We start from the raw sequence: 15,555 nt of genomic DNA, 5'->3' as shown, positions 1-15,555 counted from the left end.
TGCGCGCTCGAACAGCGCGTGCGCGAGCAGGAGCTCGCCGTCCAGCGAGCGCGCGAAGAGGCCCGCGCGATCGCGGCGGAGCAACTCTCGAGCAGCACCAAGGCCCGCGAGGAGCGGCGCGCGGTCCAAGCCACCAACAACGCGCGCTCGGTCGCCGTCGGCCTCGACGACGAGACCCGCGCGCTGCTCACTCGCACGCGCGGGCAGCTCGAGGTCACCCTGCGCAGGGTGCTGGAGGGCCGCCGGATCCCGCCGTCCGAGATCGAGGACGTGTGGCGCACCCACGAGGCCCGCGTCGCCGCGCTCGCGGCCGGGGAGCTCGACGAGGTCGAGCTACGCGAGCAGCTGGTCTCGCTGATCCAGCTGTACCGTAGGAGCTTCGAGCTCAACCGGCCCGGCGACGAGCTCCCGCTCGCGCAGCTCGACGCCACGTTCATGAGCATGCCGACCAAGACCGGGCACGCGCTCGCAGAGGGCGAGCGGCGCGAGCTGTTGACCGCGATCTACGAGACCTACGACGCCCAGGATCTGTCGGCCATTGATCGCAACTACTTCAAGCGGCTCGCGGTCGCCAAGCTGATCCGCGAGCACGAGGCCGCGCCCGGGGAGCAGGTGGACTTGCCAGACGCCCCAACCCAGCCGCCGGAGCCCAAGCGCCCGGATCAACAGCTCCCCGATACGCTGCCCGCCGCCGACGATGACGCGCCAGAGCTCACGGGTGGGCAAGCGCCGCTGCCCTCGCTCGACGGCATGTGAGACAGTTGAGGATCGGGCCGCCAACCCCACCGCGCGGCGGGTGAACAGAAAGGGTAGGGCCGTGTAAGTTTGCCCAGCGTGGCCTGCGTTGGCGGCCGCGCGGCTGAGCTACCCTCACCGCCCCGAGATCCTCATGCGCAAACTAGCGATCGTCTCTCTGTTCGTATTTCCCCTGTTGGCCGGCTGCGCGGGTCGCAAGCCCTTGGCGACCGTCGACGACCTCGAGCTCGACACGGTCGTGCTCTACCGCAACGGAATTGGCTACTTCGAGCGCCGGGGCAAGGTCACCGACGACGTCCTGCGGCTCAAGGTTCGCAAGGATCAGGTCAATGATCTGCTCAAGAGCCTGACGGTCGTCGATGCCACGGGCAAGGCCGTGAGCGTGTCGATGCCGCTCGACCCCGCCGCGTGGGCCAACACCGCGATGGCGACCCTGGCCCCCGGTCGCGGCTCGCTCGCGCAGGTGCTCGACAGCATCCGCGGGACGGAGCTCACGGTCCACACCCACACGGGCCGGATCATGCGCGGTCGCGTGGTCATGGTCGAGCGCTCGGTCAACGAGCCGGATCCCAGCAACCGCGGCGGCGGCGGGGCGATCCCTTCCTCCACCAGCGACTCGCTCGACTGGAAGCTGACCCTGCTGTCAAACGGGCACATGCAGGTCGTGCGCTTGTCGAAGATCAAGTCGATCTCGCTGCACGACGGCGATCTCGCGATGCAGCTGCATCGCAGCCTCGACGCGTCGGCGGGCGAGGGCATGTTCGAACAGATCGAGATCGAGGTCCGGCTCACGGGCGCCCGCAGCCATGATCTGACGGTCAGCTACGTGGTCTCGGCGCCGATGTGGAAGCCAACCTACCGCGTGGTGCTGCCCGAGGACGGCGATGGCAAGGCGCTGCTGCAGGGCTGGGCCGTCGTCGACAACATCTCGGGTGAAGACTGGACCGAGATCAGCCTGAGCCTGACCTCGGGTGCACCGATCGCGTTTCGCTATGACCTGCACACCCCGCGCGAGGTGTACCGCAGCGACATGACGGAGAGCGGGGTGCATCGTCAGGCCGCGGTCGCCGTCGGCGAGACCAGCTGGGGCGACGCCAGCATGGACGAGCTGGCCGCCCCGATGGAGGAGGAGGCGGTCTACGAGAAATCGGGCGAGGCCTACGCTGGTGACTACTGGGAGCAGGAGGTCGCCGAGGGGGCGCTCGACGACGGCGATCGCTCGCGGCTGATCGCCAAGAAGAAGGACAAAGGGGGCGTGGGCGCGAGCGCACGCGGAGGCGCGGCTCCGGCCCCTGCAGCACCGCCGCCGCCACCGGCTGCCGCCGCCGAGCGAGGGCCGAGCATGGACCTCGAGTCACTGCGCCGCAGCACCGACGCCTCCGCGCGATCCCAGCGGATCTCGGGCTTGACCCGCGTCGACTTGAGCACCCCGGTGACCCTGCCGGATGGGACCTCGACCATGGTCGCGGTCATCAACGAGGAGATCGCCGCGGAGCAGACCTTCTTGTACAAGCCCGGCGGCGGCGGCTACGGCTATGAGGCCAACCCCTACCGGGTCGTGCGGTTTCAAAACTCGACGGAGTACGTGCTCGAGCCTGGGCCGATCTCGATCTACTCGGGCGGCAGCTTCGTCGGCGAGGGTCTGTCCGAGGCCGTGGGCGCCGGTACTTCGGTCACGATCCCGTTCGCGGTCGAGCCGGGCATCATGGTGACCTCGGCCAAGCAGTACAGCGGGCAAGAGATGACCGTGACCCGGATCGTGCGTGGGGTGCTCGAGGTCGAGAGCTTCTACCAGACCACCACGACCTGGGACGTTCGCGGGCCGGCCCAGGCCAAGGGCTTCAAGGTCCTGATCCGCCAGCCGCAGAGCGGATCAAACTACGAGCTCGCGCAGCGGCCCGAGAGCACCGAGGATCTCGAGGACGCGTGGTTGATCCCCGTGACCGTCGCGCCCAAGGCAACCAGCGCGAGCATCAAAGTGGTCGAGCAGACGCCGTCGAAGATCAGCCTGGCGATCTGGGATCAGCAGGCGCTCGCGCTGCTCGAAAAATTCCTGACGGCTGACAACCTCGACGCGGCGGCCCGCAACAAGCTGCAGCCGGTCGTGGAGCTGCGCCGCGAGATCGGCCGGATCGACACGGAGGTCGACGGCCTGCGCCGCCAACAGGCCGAGCTCGAGCAGCGCGCGGATCAGACCCGCCGCAACCTCGACAGCATCAAGAAGGACCCGGCCGCGGGCGCGCTGCGGCAGAAGCTCAACAAGCGCCTCGACGAGTTCTCGAGCGAGGCCGACACCAGGGGCCGCCGGATCGTCGAGCTCGAGAGCAAGCGGCTCGAGCTGAAGATCGAACTCGAGGACATGATCCAAGACTTGGATCTGCGGGCCCCGAGCACGCCCGGTGCCCCCGGATCCGAGCGCACCAAAGATGGCCAAAAGTAGGCGGTCGTAGGTAAAGCGGCTGGCGAAAGAAAAGCCCGACAGCGAAGGCTGTCGGGCTTCTTTTTGGGTCACGGGCTGCTGCGCGACGGCTGTGCAATGGGGCGAGAAGCCTCGCCCGGGTTGCACATGGCCTCGTCCGAGCTGACGAGAGATCACCCGCCAAGGCGGTTGCGGATCGAGTCCATGATCTCATCTTCGCGAAGGTTGGAGGGCTCGGGCTCGGCGAGCTTGTCGCGAATCAGCGCCTCGAGGATCTCACCTCGCTGTGGATGCGGGGGCAGGTGCTCGGCGAGGCCCAGCTTGCGGCTCACGAGCACTTTGAGGAAAGGCTCGATCTTGCGCACTTCTTGGGCGATCCGGACCGTTGCCGCCTTGCCTTCGCCGCGGCGAAAGGGAAAGCGTGGCGCGCTGCTCTCGACGGCGACGACAACATCGCGAGCGAGCTCGACATCCACGTTGTCCTCTACACCAAACGACGCGATCACGATTGGGCGGCTCTGAGCCTTCTTGTTACCTTCGCCAGACCACCAAACGTTGTGGGCGATGGACAGGTAGGTTCGGCGAGAATCGCCACAGCGGACTTTGTTCCTTCGCAAGTACATGTGCGTATATCCTTTTCTGTTTGCTTTGCGCCGGGCTCGCTCCCCGGGCCCCTGGTGCGCTTCGACGACCTACCGGAGCAAATCTTCAAGTTTCGTACCGAGTTCGATCAGCTCCGTCTTCGAACTGAATTCAGGCTAGCTCAGGCCCCGAACCTGGCCAGGGGACCTGACGCAATTTTACAACTCCTTGATATCGTTATTGAATAGCGAGATTTAAGGTGCTTTTGAGACCAGACCCGTGGTCCCCATCACCAGTGTTTCTGTGATCGCTTGGACAAATCGCCCGAAGCTGCCGGATAACTGTGGCTCCATGCCCCCAACGTGGCTCCAATGCTCGGGGATCAGGACATTCAGTTCCACACGGGGCCTCAATCTTCGCGCAACTACGTATAGTCGCGATTTCAATAGTGTTGCGATGCGCAACGCGAGTATGCGCTTTTTCCGGCGCCCAACCGCTGCGATTGGGCCGCGAACACGATGCAGCGAGACACCGATGTCGCAGGCACGACATGCGGGTCGGTCGTGATGCGGATCCAAGTTTGCGCGTAGTCAAACCAGCGCGCGCGCGAGCGCCCATTGATCCTTGGGACTGTGCGAGGGGCCCGCGTCGCGGCTGTTATCAGCGCGGGCGGGACTTCAGCCGGATCATCGAGGTCAACCACGGGCCGCGGACCCCCGCGGGGCCGTCAGCCGCCGGCGCCGACTTCCGAGTCAGGCGTCGCCGAGCAGCTCGAGGATCAACGCGTCGGGGAGCGCGAGCTCGGGGACCCGCGAGACGAACACGCCCGCGCGACCACGCCGGATGTAGCTGCCGCGACCGAGCCGCGGGCCGAGCACCTCGAGCACGCGGACCTCGGCGCCGCCGAGCATGCGTGGCTGACTGGCCTGTTCGAACAGGGCCTTTGTCAGCGGACCATCGACGGCGAACATCTCGCTGAGGAACTCGACGCCAACCGCAAAATCCACGCGCTTGCCCTGCAGCTGGGCCCGCAGGTCACGATCGATGCCGGCTGGCAGCTCGCCCTCTACGTTCGGGATCAGGTAGGCGCGAAGGATGTCGGAGTCGGCCAACTCTGCGCCCTTGGGGGCGACCACGATGCCAAGGTCGTCGACGACGTAGGGGAGATCGGCGCGGATCGAGTCGGCCTTGGCCGCGCGGGCGTCGAGCTCGGCCTTGTGTTCGGCGGCGCGGCGCTTCTTGTCGTCCTCGACGCTGACCCGCTTGGTGGCGGCTGGGGCCGCGCCCGCTTGGGGACTGGATGCAGGCGCGTCCGGCCCCGCGTCGTCGCCTGCGTCGCCCTCGTCGCCTTGGCCGTCTTCGGGTTGTTGGCCAACCAGCGTCATCAGCAGCGAACGATCGTCACCCTCGGGCTCGATCAGCGAGAGCTCGACGCGAGGACCCCCCGCGAACCCGCTGGCGAGCTCGTCGGGCTCGACCTGAAGCTGCTTGAGCAACTGCGCGACGGGCCAGTCGGCGGCGGTCGCGTCGGGGGGGAGCTGGTCCGGGGTCGCGTCCTGAGCTCCCAGGACCTGGCCGCGCTGTGTGACCACAAACCCCTGGCGAGGGTTGGGCTCCCCGGCGACCCAGTACAAGAACAGCTGACGCGGCAGCACCTGCGAGGCGATCACGCCCAGCTCGACGTTCTCGCGCCAAAACCCGGCCGGGTCGTCGCCGATCACGGATCCGGTGATCCGCGCGAGCACGAGCTGGACCTCGGGGTGCCGCACCAGTTCGAGCTTGGCGTCGAGGATGTTGCGGGCGTGGGCGATCAAGCCCTCCGCGAGCGCGGCCGCGAGCATCGTCGGGCGGAACATGTCGAGCGGGAAAACGAGCCCGCCGTGGCTGCTGGGCATGCGGATGTCGTCGAGCATCGGCGCGGAGTGTAGAGCATGATGCCGCGGCGTCACATGCCCTCCGGCGTGACCCTCGGTGGGGGCGCGATAGCGGCTCAACCAGCGTCGAGGATGGCGATCGAGACCTGCCAGGCGCCCGCGTCGAGATCGCGCGGGAACCTCGCGACGACCAAGAAAGGGCCCTCGGGCAGGGCGCAGCGATAGAATAATAGATGGTTGGTGCCCTCGAGCTCCTCGAACTCGCTGGCGCACCACGGCTCGAAGCGGCCCCGCGCGAGGTCGAGCAGCTCGGCGCTCGCGGACTCATCGAGGGGGGCGGTGCTGAGCGAGAGCACGGCAGCGGTGGCCTCGAGCACCAGATTCTGGGTGTCGATCAACAGCGCGGTGTCACAGTGCCAGGCCGCGCTGGCGCCACCGCCCTCGTCACCGTCGGTCGGGGGATCGGTCGCGGGATCGGTCGGGGGATCGGTCGCGGGATCGGCCTCGACCTCGCTCACACACAGGCTGCGCGCGCGGGCGTCGACAAGCGACCACTCCAAGCCCGTCCGCATCATGTCGACCAGCTGCGTGACCGCCTCGTTGAGCTTGGCGTCGCTGCCGAGGCTGGTGTGAGGATCGGTCGCGACCTCGTCCTGGCCGGGCTCATTGTCCGAGGCGATCGGTTTGCGCAGTCCCTGGTTCCACAGACACCGCTCGTTGGTCGCGTCGTCGCAGTCGCGGGGGGTCGTGCGGCACGAGCTGGTCACGAGCACGACCAGACCCGCGACAACCACCGAGCGCGGCCGACCCAGCATGCTAGCGCCTGCGCCTGCCGGCCACCCAGACCTGGGAGATGGGCTCGGCCGTGCCCGCGAGGAACACGGCGTCGAGCGCGAGCTGACCATCGACGCCACGCAGCGTGGGGTGGTCGAGGTCGATCGCGAGGGCGTCGAAGGGCGAGCCCACAGCCAGGCGGCCAAGCTCGGGCCGGCCCAGCGCCTGGGCGCCACCGGTGGTCGCCGCCGCCAGCAACACCGGCGCGACCCGGCCCTGATCATCGCGCAGACACAGGCGGGCCTGCTGACGCAGGCGCTCGTGCATCTCGAGCAGTCGCGCCTCTTGGACCAGGTCGATGACCGCGTTGCTGTCGCTGCCGAGCGAGATGGTTGCGCCGTGCTCCCGCCACGCCGCGGCCGGGACGATCCCGTCGCCGAGGTCCGCCTCGGTTGTTGGACACGCGCAGACTTGTTGGTTGCGCAGGAGCTCGAGGTCGCTGGCCGTGACGTGGATCGCGTGGACGGCAGTGAACGCGCGGGGGCCTGCGAGGCAGCCGGCGTCCGCGAACACTTGCAGCGGTGTGCGGCCGTGCTCGGCCTGGCACTGTTGGTTCTCGAGCGGCTGCTCGGACACGTGGGCGTGGATCGGCAGGCCGTGGGCGTTGGCGTGGGCGGCGAGCCGGGCGAGCTCGTCGGCGGCCACGGCCCGAACGCTGTGGGGCGCCACGCCCACGCTCAACATGGGTGACGCCAGCGCACGCAGCTCATCGACGCGGGCCAAGTACGCGTCGGTCGAGCCGTCACAGAACCGGCGCTGCTCGGGCAGCGGACCCTTGGCCTGGGCGCCGGACCGCGCGTAGTAGACCTCGAGCAGACACAGCCGCAGCCCGACGTCATCGGCCGCCCGAATGACCTGGCGCGAGAGCTCGTTGGGGTCGGCGTAGCGCGTGCCATCCGGGGCGTGGTGCAGGTAGTGAAACTCGCCGACGCAGGTGATCCCGCGCGTGAGCATCTCGGCGAAGCACGCCCGGGTCTGGGCGTAGACGCCCTCGGGGTCGAGGGTGTTCGCGACCTCGTACATCGCGGACCGCCAGCTCCAAAAGCTAGATGGACTGTGTGGGCCAAGGGTGTGGGTAGCCCCCCGGATCGCCCGCTGAAACGCGTGGCTGTGGGCGTTGACCATGCCGGGGAGCAACAACGCGTGACCGAGGTCGTGGAGCAGCTCGCCCTCGGGGGTGGCGCTGTCCCCCTCGCTCGCCAGCGAGATCGACAGGATCTGCCCAGACTCGCGATCAAAGCGGATCCGCGGGCGGCTGACCAGCTGCGCCACACCGTCGAGGGTGACCCACGCGAGCTTGGCCGTGACCGCGAGCGCGGCGGGCTGGGTCACCGACGCGCCTCCAGCCAACCTGGGAGCTCGGCGGCGCTGTCGAGCACGTGCTCATGCGGCAGCCGGTCGAGAAAGCTGGCCTGAGCGAGGTGCTCGGGACCGGTGCGGACGCCGACGAATCCGACCCCAGCCGCGTCGGCGGCGAGCTGGTCGTCTTTGCGATCACCAACGTAGAGCGCGCGCTCGGCCGCGCTCGACCGAGACCCGCCGAGCGCCTGCCAGACCGGCTCGAAGCAGCGCGGGTCGGGCTTGGACACCGGCTGATCTTCATAGGCGAAGATCCCAGCGAACCATTCTTGCGGCAGCCCGGCCTGACCCATGCGCTGGCTCAGGCGCCGCCGGGATCGCTTGGTCACGATCCACAAGCTGTGGCCAGCCTCGCGCAAGCGCGTCAACGCAGCCGGGACCCCGACGATCGCCGGATAGCTGTGGTCGTCGGCGAGCTGCTCGTAGCGAGCCATGAACGGCTCGAGCCCAACCCCCGGCCACAGCCGCTCGAGCGTGGCTTCCCACGTGGGACCGTAGTGCACCAGCTGCTCGGCGGTGGGGATCTGCCAGCCGAGGTCGGACGCGATGCGCTGATGCAGACGGACGTACTCGGGGAAGCTCTCGATCAGCGTGTCATCGAGATCGAAGATCAGCACCGGGTAGCGCATGCGGGGTCACTGACTCTTGGGTTTGGCGGCGGCGGGCTCAGGCGACTTGGCGGGGGCCGGAGACTTGGCGGGGGCCGGGGACTTGGCGGGGGCCGGGGACTTGGCCGGGTTGAGGTACAGCCGCTGCTGCTCGTAGTCGAGGGTCCAACGCCCGCGCCCGAGCGCCTCGAGCCCGAGCATGCCATCGAGGCGAAAGCCGTCGCTGGTGGCGTTCTGCTGCAAGAAGCCCCAGGCCGCGCCAAGGTCCTCGCGGGTGAACTCCCCGAGCGAGAAGCGTTCGACGCGAGCGAGGCTTGGCGCCCCTGCGCGCACGGGCGGCGCCCCGATCCCAGCGTAGGCGTAGGCGCCCTCGTTGGCGGTCAGATCCGCGCCGCGCATGCCGGTGTTGAGCAGGTACATGCCCTCGGCGCCGTTCATCTGGCCGAGTACATAGAGGTAGTGGGTCTCGTGGACCCAAAACGGGACGGGGATCCCGACGTGGTTGGCCTCGCGCTGCTTCTTGCAGCGGTTGCCGGGCTCGACGATCTCCAGGGTCTTCGCTTCGCGATCAACGGTGATCTGCCGGGTCGCGAACGGGCGGATCCCCAACACGCCGTCGACCCCCTCCATCCCCACCACGGCGCTGATCTGCGCGTCGGGGAACATGGTGATCGGGACGTTGGTGACGGACAGATCCCCGATCGTGAGGCTGTCGAGCTGGCCTTGCTTGAGCGGCGGCCCACCGGCGACGAGCGGGGCTTGGGCGTCGGTGCCGATCACCAGAGCCCGCGCGCGCGAGTCAGAGATGATCAGATCCGAGGCGCCGGTGTCGAGCAACATCCGCAGCGCGTCACCGTCGGCGCTGATCTCGACGACCACCGCGCCGCCTTCGATCTCGATCGGCACCGTCGTCGTGCACCCGTTGCCGCCCATCTTGGCGACCAGCGGCTTGCCGGAGAAGGCCTCGTAGCGGGCCGCGAGATCGGGGCTGCCCGCCTCCGCGAGGTCCTTGGCGGCCCTGGCCCAGTCGCCGTTGCGCATGTGGATCCACGCGAGCTGCCGGGCCGCCTCGTCTTCGCGCAGGCCCTTGCTGATCGCCTGGCGCATCAGCTTGTCGGCCTCTTTTAGATCACCTTCGAGCAGCGCGATCCGAGCGAGGATGTAGACCGCCTCGAGCTCGTTCTTGTCGAGCGCCAGCGCGCGCTTGGCCGCGGCAGTGGCTTGCTCGAGGTGCATCGCCGCGAACGCGAGGCGGGCGTGCATGACCTGGGCGAGCACGTTGTCCTTGTCACCCTCGGCCTCGAGCCTGGCTTGGTCGAGCGCGGCCAGCAGCTGATCGGGCTCGGGCTCGGCGGGGGCCAGCTCGGGCACCGCGAACAGCGTGTCGCGGACCGGCCGGTGGTGGACGACCTGCAGGCGCAGCTCGACGATGTGATCGGGGTAGCCCTCGACCTCGGTGATCTGCTGGATCAGCCACGGGACCTGCACCCCGTCGACCTCGCGATAGTCGCCGTAGACCCGGCGCACGACGTCACTGGTCTCGGTGTCGCGCTCGATCTCTTCGTAGAGCAGACCGGTCGCGCGATCGAACCATTTTTCGCTCTGCGGCATGACCGGCGAGGCGGCGAACCACATGATCCCGTCGAGGTCGCGGCCGTCGGGGCTCTTGCGGGTTGGCAGCAGCTCGAGCGCGAGATCATCCCGCTTGTCGACGTCGAGGTACCAGTGCAGCAGCGCGTCCTCGCGGAGCACGGGCGTAGCCGCGGGATCTTCGATGACCAGCATCTGGGGTTGGGCCTGCATCTGCCAGCCGGTGTCCCCATCGAAGCCGCGCTCGAGCACGTTGTCGCCAACGACCATGCGCCGGTACATGCGGCCGTCGGCGGTCGTGTAGAGCACGAATTGCCCGTCGGTCTCCTCCCACACGCAGTCGGCATCGCCCTCTTCGCAGCCTTCTTGGGCCTTGAACACGACCCGCGCCTCAACGGTACGCTGGGCGGCGGCACGCAGGGCCTGATCGCCGCCGCTGGCGACCACGTGACGATCGAGCAGCTCCTGGACGGAGGATGGGGCCGCTGGTGCGCCGCTGGGGTCGTCGAGATCGCCGGGAACGGTCAGGCAGCCGACCGGTAGCAGCAGGGGTGGCATCAGCGCCAAGCACAGCGCCAGAGAATGACGCCGTGGGGTGAAGCGCGCAGGCATGAGGCGCAGCTTGCCCGCGCGGTGGGGGGGTGTCCAGGCGGCCGTTCCTGCCTGGAACCAGCCGAGATCGAGCGGCTTAACAAGCGTTCTCACACACTTTTGGCTCGAGCCCCCCCAGACGACAGAGCTCGCGGCCCCTGCTATGGTTCGCCGATGTTCGGTCTCGGCATGATGGAGATCGGCCTCATCATCGCGCTCGCGGTGATGTTGTTCCCGCCGAAGGAGCTGCCCAAGCTCGCGCGTTCTGTTGCCCGGATCTACGGTCAGGTCCGCAAGACCGCCGAGGATTTCCGCGCGACGATCCTCGAGGACGAGGATCTGCGCTCGCCGATCGACGAGATCAAGGGCGCCTACAACGACGCTCGCTGGGAGGTCCGCGACGCCGAGCGCAAAGCCCGGCAGCAGCTCGCCAAGGCCCAGATGGAGCTGCGGATGGCGACGGCGCGGCGGCTTCAGGCCGAGCGCGAGCAGGAAGTAAAGGAAGGCGCGGCGCCAGGGCCCGCATCGGGGAGCCCGTCTGAAGCCCCGACCGCGCTGGCCGCCAGCAGCGCCAGCTCCGCGAGCCCCGTTCGGATCGCAGCCAGCGAGCCCGACGACAACGACAACGATGATGACGACGACGACGACGCGCACGCCGGCGGGCCCGTCGCCGGCGCTGATCCTCGCAAAGTTGGGGCCAAGCCTGGGGACCTCGCCGCCGCCCGCCCGCCGCCCTACACTCCGCCCACCAGCGTGGCTGCTTCACCCGCTTCACAAGCCGATGGCAAGGTGAGCGACAGCGCCGAGCCGCGTGAAGGCGTCGCCTGAGTCCAGACCCGACAACCGATCCAATTCTCCATGGCGGGCGACGACAACGACAACAACGGCCAAGAAGGCTTGGCCGAGGGCCCCGACGGCGACAAGCCGATGGCGTTCCTCGACCACGTCGGTGAGCTGCGCAGCCGGCTGATCCGCATGGTCCTGGCGATCGCGCTCGGGTTCTTCGCGAGCTTCTACTTCGCCCCCCACATCTCCAAGTTCCTCCGCATCCCGCTCGACGACGCGTGGAAGTCGGCCGGCATGGAGGGCATCGCCGAGCTGCAGGCGCTGGCGATCCAAGACCCGCTGATGGTCGATGTGCGCGTGGCCGTGACCGCGGGGATCTTCCTCACGGCGCCCTACCTGTTCTTGCAGCTGTGGCTGTTCATCGCCCCAGGGCTGTTCGCGCGAGAGAAGCGGTTCGCGGTGCCCTTCGTGGTCACCTCGATGGTGATGTTCTTGATCGGGGCCGCGTTCGCGTTCGAGGTCGTCTTGCCGTTCGTGTACGAATGGATGATCGACTACTCGCACGATCGCGGCGAGTCGATCCAGCTCGAGCTGCACAACTACTTCAAGGGCACCACGCGGGTGCTGCTGGCGTTTGGGCTGGTGTTCGAGTTTCCGCTGCTGGTCGCGTTCTTGGCCAAGGCCGGGCTCGTGACCGAGAAGACCCTGATACGGTTCTGGAAGGTCGCCGTGCTGGTGATGTTCATCGTCGCCGGGATCCTGACCCCCCCCGAGCCCGTCAGTCAGGTGCTCATGGCGGGGCCCATGGTCGTGCTCTACTTCATCTCCATGGGTGTCGCGAAGTTGATCAACCCAGCGTCCAAGGTCGAGGCCGCGCTCGCCGAGTTTGACGAGCCCGACGAGCCCGACGAGCCCGACTGAAGCGCCGACTGAGGCGCCGATTGAGGCGCCCCGCTGGGGGTTCATCCTCGCGCTGAAGCTGTTACATTCTCGGCGATGAAACTACGCGCCGTCCTCGCACTGTGTGGCCTGCTCAGCTCCACCGCGCTCATCGCCTGCGGTCCACCACCGGCTACAAACACGGCCAAGAAGGTCGGCAAGGACGTCAAGGTCGACGACAACGCGCCGTCGGCTCTGACCGACATCAAGTTTCAAGAGAGCGAGCGCGGCGGGGATCCCAAAGTAGTTGGCTGCGCCGACGGCCAGCGCGAGGGCTTCGCCGACCTCAAACAATTCCCGACGATCGCCGGCTGCCTGGGGGTCTGGGACGGAAGCTTGACCCTGCGCAAGGGCCCGACCCGCAAGCCCTGTGGCGATGACCTCGACGTGTGCACGGCGCCCGCCGACGTGTGCGCCGAGGGCTGGCACGTGTGCGCCCGCGATGGCGACTATCACGACCTCAGCGATCGCGTTGACGACAAGCAGTGCAGCGAGGGCGCGGGTCCGGGCAAGTTCGTCGCCGCGATCAGCCACGTCAAAAAGAAGAAAGAGTGCGCGCCCGCACCTGGCCCCACGACCCGCTACCCCTGCCTCAAAGATGGGTACGGGGCCGAGCCGGTGTGCTGCGGCCAGAACTGTCGCCCGGGCGAGTGCCGCGACGCGGTGTGGCCTGGGCAGACCCGGATCTCCGTCGGCAAGGCGCAAGGCTGTGGCTCGGTCACGTCCGAGCGCAACGGTGGGGTCTTGTGCTGCCAAGACACTGAGAAGCCCGCGCCACCCGCGATCGTCGCGCCGATCGACGCCGTGCCAACCGGCAGCGAAGCGCCGACCGACGCCGCCGCGCCGGCAGAGGACGCGGCGCCGGCAGAGGACGCCGCGCCGGCAAAGGGCGAAGACAACAAGGGCGAGTAGTCGCGCGCTCGCTGACCCGCGCGTTCACGGCCGTTCGCAGGTGGCCAGGCGCTACAAGTGCCTGGCGACCTCGGGCTTGCGGACCTTCCAGATCCAGCCGTCGTACAAGAAGTGCAGCAGGGACGTTGCTGTGTAGTACACGAGGTAGGGCTCGCTCTTGCGGTGATCCGCGAGCGCGATGAACAGCCCCGCCAGCGCCAGCGCGATGATCGGGCCAGACACCAGCGGCCGCGCCAGCAGCTTGGCCGCCAGACCCTGTCGTTGCTGCGGCTCGCGCCCGGCGAACTTGCGGCGGCCAAACACGTGGAAGAAGCAGACGTACTCGATCGCGTGGGCGACCCCGAAGCACAGGTAGCCAATGATCGGGCCGTGGACCACGAACACCAGCAGCAGCGCCGCGGTCGAGGCCACGAAGTTGAGCCTGGGGATCCGCTCGCGTAGCGACAGCGAGGCCGCGCGCTCGTGGATCGCCCAGCTCCCCGCCATGACCAGCGTGGCGCCGGTGATGATCGCCAGCAGCGTCCAGCCAAGCGCGCCATGAATGATCGGCTCGAGGGCGATCAGTACGCGTCGCCCGTTGGCGATCCCCGCGAAGGTCGAGGCCCGGAACATCGAGGTCAGGGCGGCCGTGAGCAGCACGGCCGCCCACATCAGCCGCAGATCCCGACGGCCGTGCGCGGGGGTCTGCAGGCCACCGCCGGCCTTGCTCGCGTAGATCCGCGTGATCCCGTAGCGCTGCATGAGCGTGTGCCACATGTTCCAGGCGCCGGTCACGAACAGCACCAGCATCCATGGGCGCATCTTCAAGCCAAACAGCACCCAGCTCAGCTCACCTTGGACGCGCAGGACCAACGCCAGGCCGATGAACAGCGCGGCGGGTACGAGGGTGTAGGACCGCACGCGCTCGCCGAAGGTCTGGTCGTCGCCATAGACCAGCAAGAAGGTGTAGTGGCGGTGGACATAGCTGACGCCCAGGGCGATCAACATCGCGAGTCCGAGGCCGGGTTCGGTGCCGTTGCCGTCGCGCCCACCGAGCGACCAGCTGCCGTCGAGCCCCAGCACCACCACGACAAACAGGTAGAAGGGCACCCACGCCCACGCGATGCAGGTGGCGTCGAACCACGGTCCGACCAGCCACCCGCGCGAGCGCGCGCGCGTTGGCTCGTCCGTCGCCGGATCTGCGCTGCCCGCGGTCTTCATCGGGTTCCCTTGCCTACAGCCAGCGTAAACCGAAGCGCGCATCGACACGTAGCGTGGGCTGTACATTCACGGAGCCTCCGTTCGCGTGCGTCTGTCACGCTCTCGTCCCCAAGACCCACGCTCACGAGCGGTGCGAGCAGCAACGCAAATCCGCTATGTTGGCGCCACTCTCGGATGTGTATCATTTCGCCGCCCAGGCTCGGCCAACGAGCGGCAGGAAGAAGGAGACTCGCCCACGATGGATGTTGGTTCCCCCGAATGGATCGAAGCTTCGCTGGCCCGGCTCGATGAGCTCGAGCAAGAACGCGCCACGCATGAGGCGGCCCTCGAGACTGTCAAGGAGCCGTTCACGCTTCGGCAGCACAACGAGGCGATCGAGCAGCTGAGCGTCGAGATCAAGTCGCTCTACGCCCAGCTCGAAGCCGTCGCCGAAGAGGATGAAGACGACGCCGACGCGGACGCCGACAGCCCGCCAACGCCCACGCAAGGTGACGACGAGCTCTCGGCCCCGCACATCTCGGCCATGACCGGGGACGACCCGGGCGGCGCGGGGTTTTCTGCGCCGGTCAGCGCACCACCGCCAAGCGCGGCCGCCGACAACCCGTTTGCGAGTCCGGCCGCGGGTGCAGACTTCGCAGCCTCGGCAACCAGCAGCTACGACGACGATCTCAAGCCGAAGGGCGGGGGGAGCAAGTGGGTGTTCTTGCTGGTCGTCTTGCTTGGCGCCGGCGGTGTCGGTGGGTACTTCGTGTGGCAGAACATGCAGGCCCAAAAGAACGCCGCCCCGGCTGCTCCTGCGGGGCCCGAGGAGGTCATCAAGGCCGCCGAGATCCGCGACGACACCGAGGAGCCCAACGCGGCCCAAGGTGGCGAGGCGACGATCTCGCCCAACGCGAACCCTCGGTCCAACAACGGCGGTAGCGGCGGCAGCGGTGGGGGCGGCAAGTCGAAGAAGGAAGAGAAGAAGACCAAGCCGATCGTCCTAAAAGGCGGCGACGGACCGCTTTGATATGACCCGGGTTCTTTAGACCCCCACATAGAGCCTGGCCCTTCGCCGACTGCAGCCGCTGGCGCGTCTGGTCGCTTCGCTCCTCGGGGCCGTTTG

13 protein-coding genes are annotated in these 15,555 nt (G+C 68.1%); 6 read left to right on the top strand and 7 right to left on the bottom strand.

The genetic code is table 11. From position 1 onward, the window contains the following. Window positions 1-756 (top strand): hypothetical protein (locus tag DB30_RS37725; RefSeq protein WP_165704133.1); only part of this gene is annotated, 756 nt, incomplete at its 5' end. 133 nt (window positions 757-889) lie between these two features. Next, complete coding sequence (locus tag DB30_RS37720) at window positions 890-3,196, top strand: DUF4139 domain-containing protein (protein WP_146662455.1); 2,307 nt, start codon at window positions 890-892, stop codon at window positions 3,194-3,196. Between the two features lie 152 nt (window positions 3,197-3,348). Here DB30_RS37720 and DB30_RS37715 read toward each other — a convergent pair whose 3' ends face one another. The 6 genes from DB30_RS37715 to DB30_RS37690 all read right to left on the bottom strand — a co-directional run bounded on the left by DB30_RS37715 (window position 3,349) and on the right by DB30_RS37690 (window position 10,580). Beyond that, complete coding sequence (locus DB30_RS37715; protein WP_052558507.1) at window positions 3,349-3,798, bottom strand: hypothetical protein; 450 nt, start codon at window positions 3,796-3,798, stop codon at window positions 3,349-3,351. A gap of 711 nt (window positions 3,799-4,509) precedes the next feature. Continuing rightward, entirely contained in the window at window positions 4,510-5,670 is a 1,161-nt protein-coding gene (locus DB30_RS37710; RefSeq protein ID WP_052558505.1) for a hypothetical protein, read from the bottom strand. Between the two features lie 77 nt (window positions 5,671-5,747). Then, on the bottom strand, window positions 5,748-6,446 hold the full coding sequence (locus tag DB30_RS37705) for a hypothetical protein (protein WP_052558500.1): 699 nt from the start codon (window positions 6,444-6,446) through the stop codon (window positions 5,748-5,750). Between the two features lies 1 nt (window position 6,447). Beyond that, the gene (locus tag DB30_RS37700; protein WP_165704132.1) at window positions 6,448-7,797 is read right to left on the bottom strand and encodes a formimidoylglutamate deiminase; all 1,350 of its coding nucleotides are present in this window, start codon (window positions 7,795-7,797) and stop codon (window positions 6,448-6,450) included. Beyond that, window positions 7,794-8,453, bottom strand: a complete 660-nt coding sequence (locus DB30_RS37695; RefSeq protein WP_052558494.1) for an HAD family hydrolase — start codon at window positions 8,451-8,453, stop codon at window positions 7,794-7,796. Before DB30_RS37695 ends, DB30_RS37700 begins: the two co-directional genes overlap by 4 nt. Before the next feature lie 6 nt (window positions 8,454-8,459). Then, window positions 8,460-10,580, bottom strand: a complete 2,121-nt coding sequence (locus tag DB30_RS37690; RefSeq protein WP_146662453.1) for a retropepsin-like aspartic protease — start codon at window positions 10,578-10,580, stop codon at window positions 8,460-8,462. 207 nt (window positions 10,581-10,787) lie between these two features. Here DB30_RS37690 and DB30_RS37685 point away from each other — a divergent pair, with 207 nt between their 5' ends. The 3 genes from DB30_RS37685 (at window position 10,788) to DB30_RS37675 (ending at window position 13,250) form a co-directional block, all read left to right on the top strand. Then, window positions 10,788-11,441, top strand: coding sequence for a twin-arginine translocase TatA/TatE family subunit (locus DB30_RS37685; RefSeq protein WP_052558485.1), 654 nt, complete (start codon window positions 10,788-10,790; stop codon window positions 11,439-11,441). Between the two features lie 30 nt (window positions 11,442-11,471). Then, window positions 11,472-12,320, top strand: a complete 849-nt coding sequence (tatC, locus tag DB30_RS37680; protein ID WP_052558482.1) for a twin-arginine translocase subunit TatC — start codon at window positions 11,472-11,474, stop codon at window positions 12,318-12,320. A gap of 75 nt (window positions 12,321-12,395) precedes the next feature. Next, entirely contained in the window at window positions 12,396-13,250 is an 855-nt protein-coding gene (locus DB30_RS37675) for a hypothetical protein (protein WP_052558478.1), read from the top strand. 51 nt (window positions 13,251-13,301) lie between these two features. Here the strand turns inward: DB30_RS37675 and DB30_RS37670 are convergent, their stop codons facing one another. Further along, complete coding sequence (locus tag DB30_RS37670) at window positions 13,302-14,450, bottom strand: hypothetical protein (RefSeq protein WP_052558472.1); 1,149 nt, start codon at window positions 14,448-14,450, stop codon at window positions 13,302-13,304. Window positions 14,451-14,688: 238 nt separating this feature from the next. Here DB30_RS37670 and DB30_RS37665 point away from each other — a divergent pair, with 238 nt between their 5' ends. Beyond that, entirely contained in the window at window positions 14,689-15,459 is a 771-nt protein-coding gene (locus tag DB30_RS37665) for a hypothetical protein (RefSeq protein ID WP_052558469.1), read from the top strand. Window positions 15,460-15,555: the final 96 nt, after the last annotated feature.

This window comes from Enhygromyxa salina (assembly GCF_000737335.2).
GTDB classification, from domain to species: Bacteria; Myxococcota_A; Polyangia; order Nannocystales; family Nannocystaceae; genus Plesiocystis; species Plesiocystis salina_C.
This window is presented reverse-complemented; position numbering and strand designations above follow the sequence as displayed.

Excerpts from the sequence above, each read along its gene's own strand:
- DB30_RS37720 (WP_146662455.1), top strand. The coding sequence starts at position 890 with ATGCGCAAACTAGCGATCGTCTCTCTGTTCGTATTTCCCCTGTTGGCC.
- DB30_RS37715 (WP_052558507.1), bottom strand. The coding sequence starts at position 3,798 with ATGTACTTGCGAAGGAACAAAGTCCGCTGTGGCGATTCTCGCCGAACC.
- DB30_RS37710 (WP_052558505.1), bottom strand. The coding sequence starts at position 5,670 with ATGCTCGACGACATCCGCATGCCCAGCAGCCACGGCGGGCTCGTTTTC.
- DB30_RS37705 (WP_052558500.1), bottom strand. The coding sequence starts at position 6,446 with ATGCTGGGTCGGCCGCGCTCGGTGGTTGTCGCGGGTCTGGTCGTGCTC.
- DB30_RS37695 (WP_052558494.1), bottom strand. The coding sequence starts at position 8,453 with ATGCGCTACCCGGTGCTGATCTTCGATCTCGATGACACGCTGATCGAG.
- DB30_RS37690 (WP_146662453.1), bottom strand. The coding sequence starts at position 10,580 with ATGCCACCCCTGCTGCTACCGGTCGGCTGCCTGACCGTTCCCGGCGAT.
- DB30_RS37685 (WP_052558485.1), top strand. The coding sequence starts at position 10,788 with ATGTTCGGTCTCGGCATGATGGAGATCGGCCTCATCATCGCGCTCGCG.
- tatC (WP_052558482.1), top strand. The coding sequence starts at position 11,472 with ATGGCGGGCGACGACAACGACAACAACGGCCAAGAAGGCTTGGCCGAG.
- DB30_RS37675 (WP_052558478.1), top strand. The coding sequence starts at position 12,396 with ATGAAACTACGCGCCGTCCTCGCACTGTGTGGCCTGCTCAGCTCCACC.
- DB30_RS37670 (WP_052558472.1), bottom strand. The coding sequence starts at position 14,450 with ATGAAGACCGCGGGCAGCGCAGATCCGGCGACGGACGAGCCAACGCGC.
- DB30_RS37665 (WP_052558469.1), top strand. The coding sequence starts at position 14,689 with ATGGATGTTGGTTCCCCCGAATGGATCGAAGCTTCGCTGGCCCGGCTC.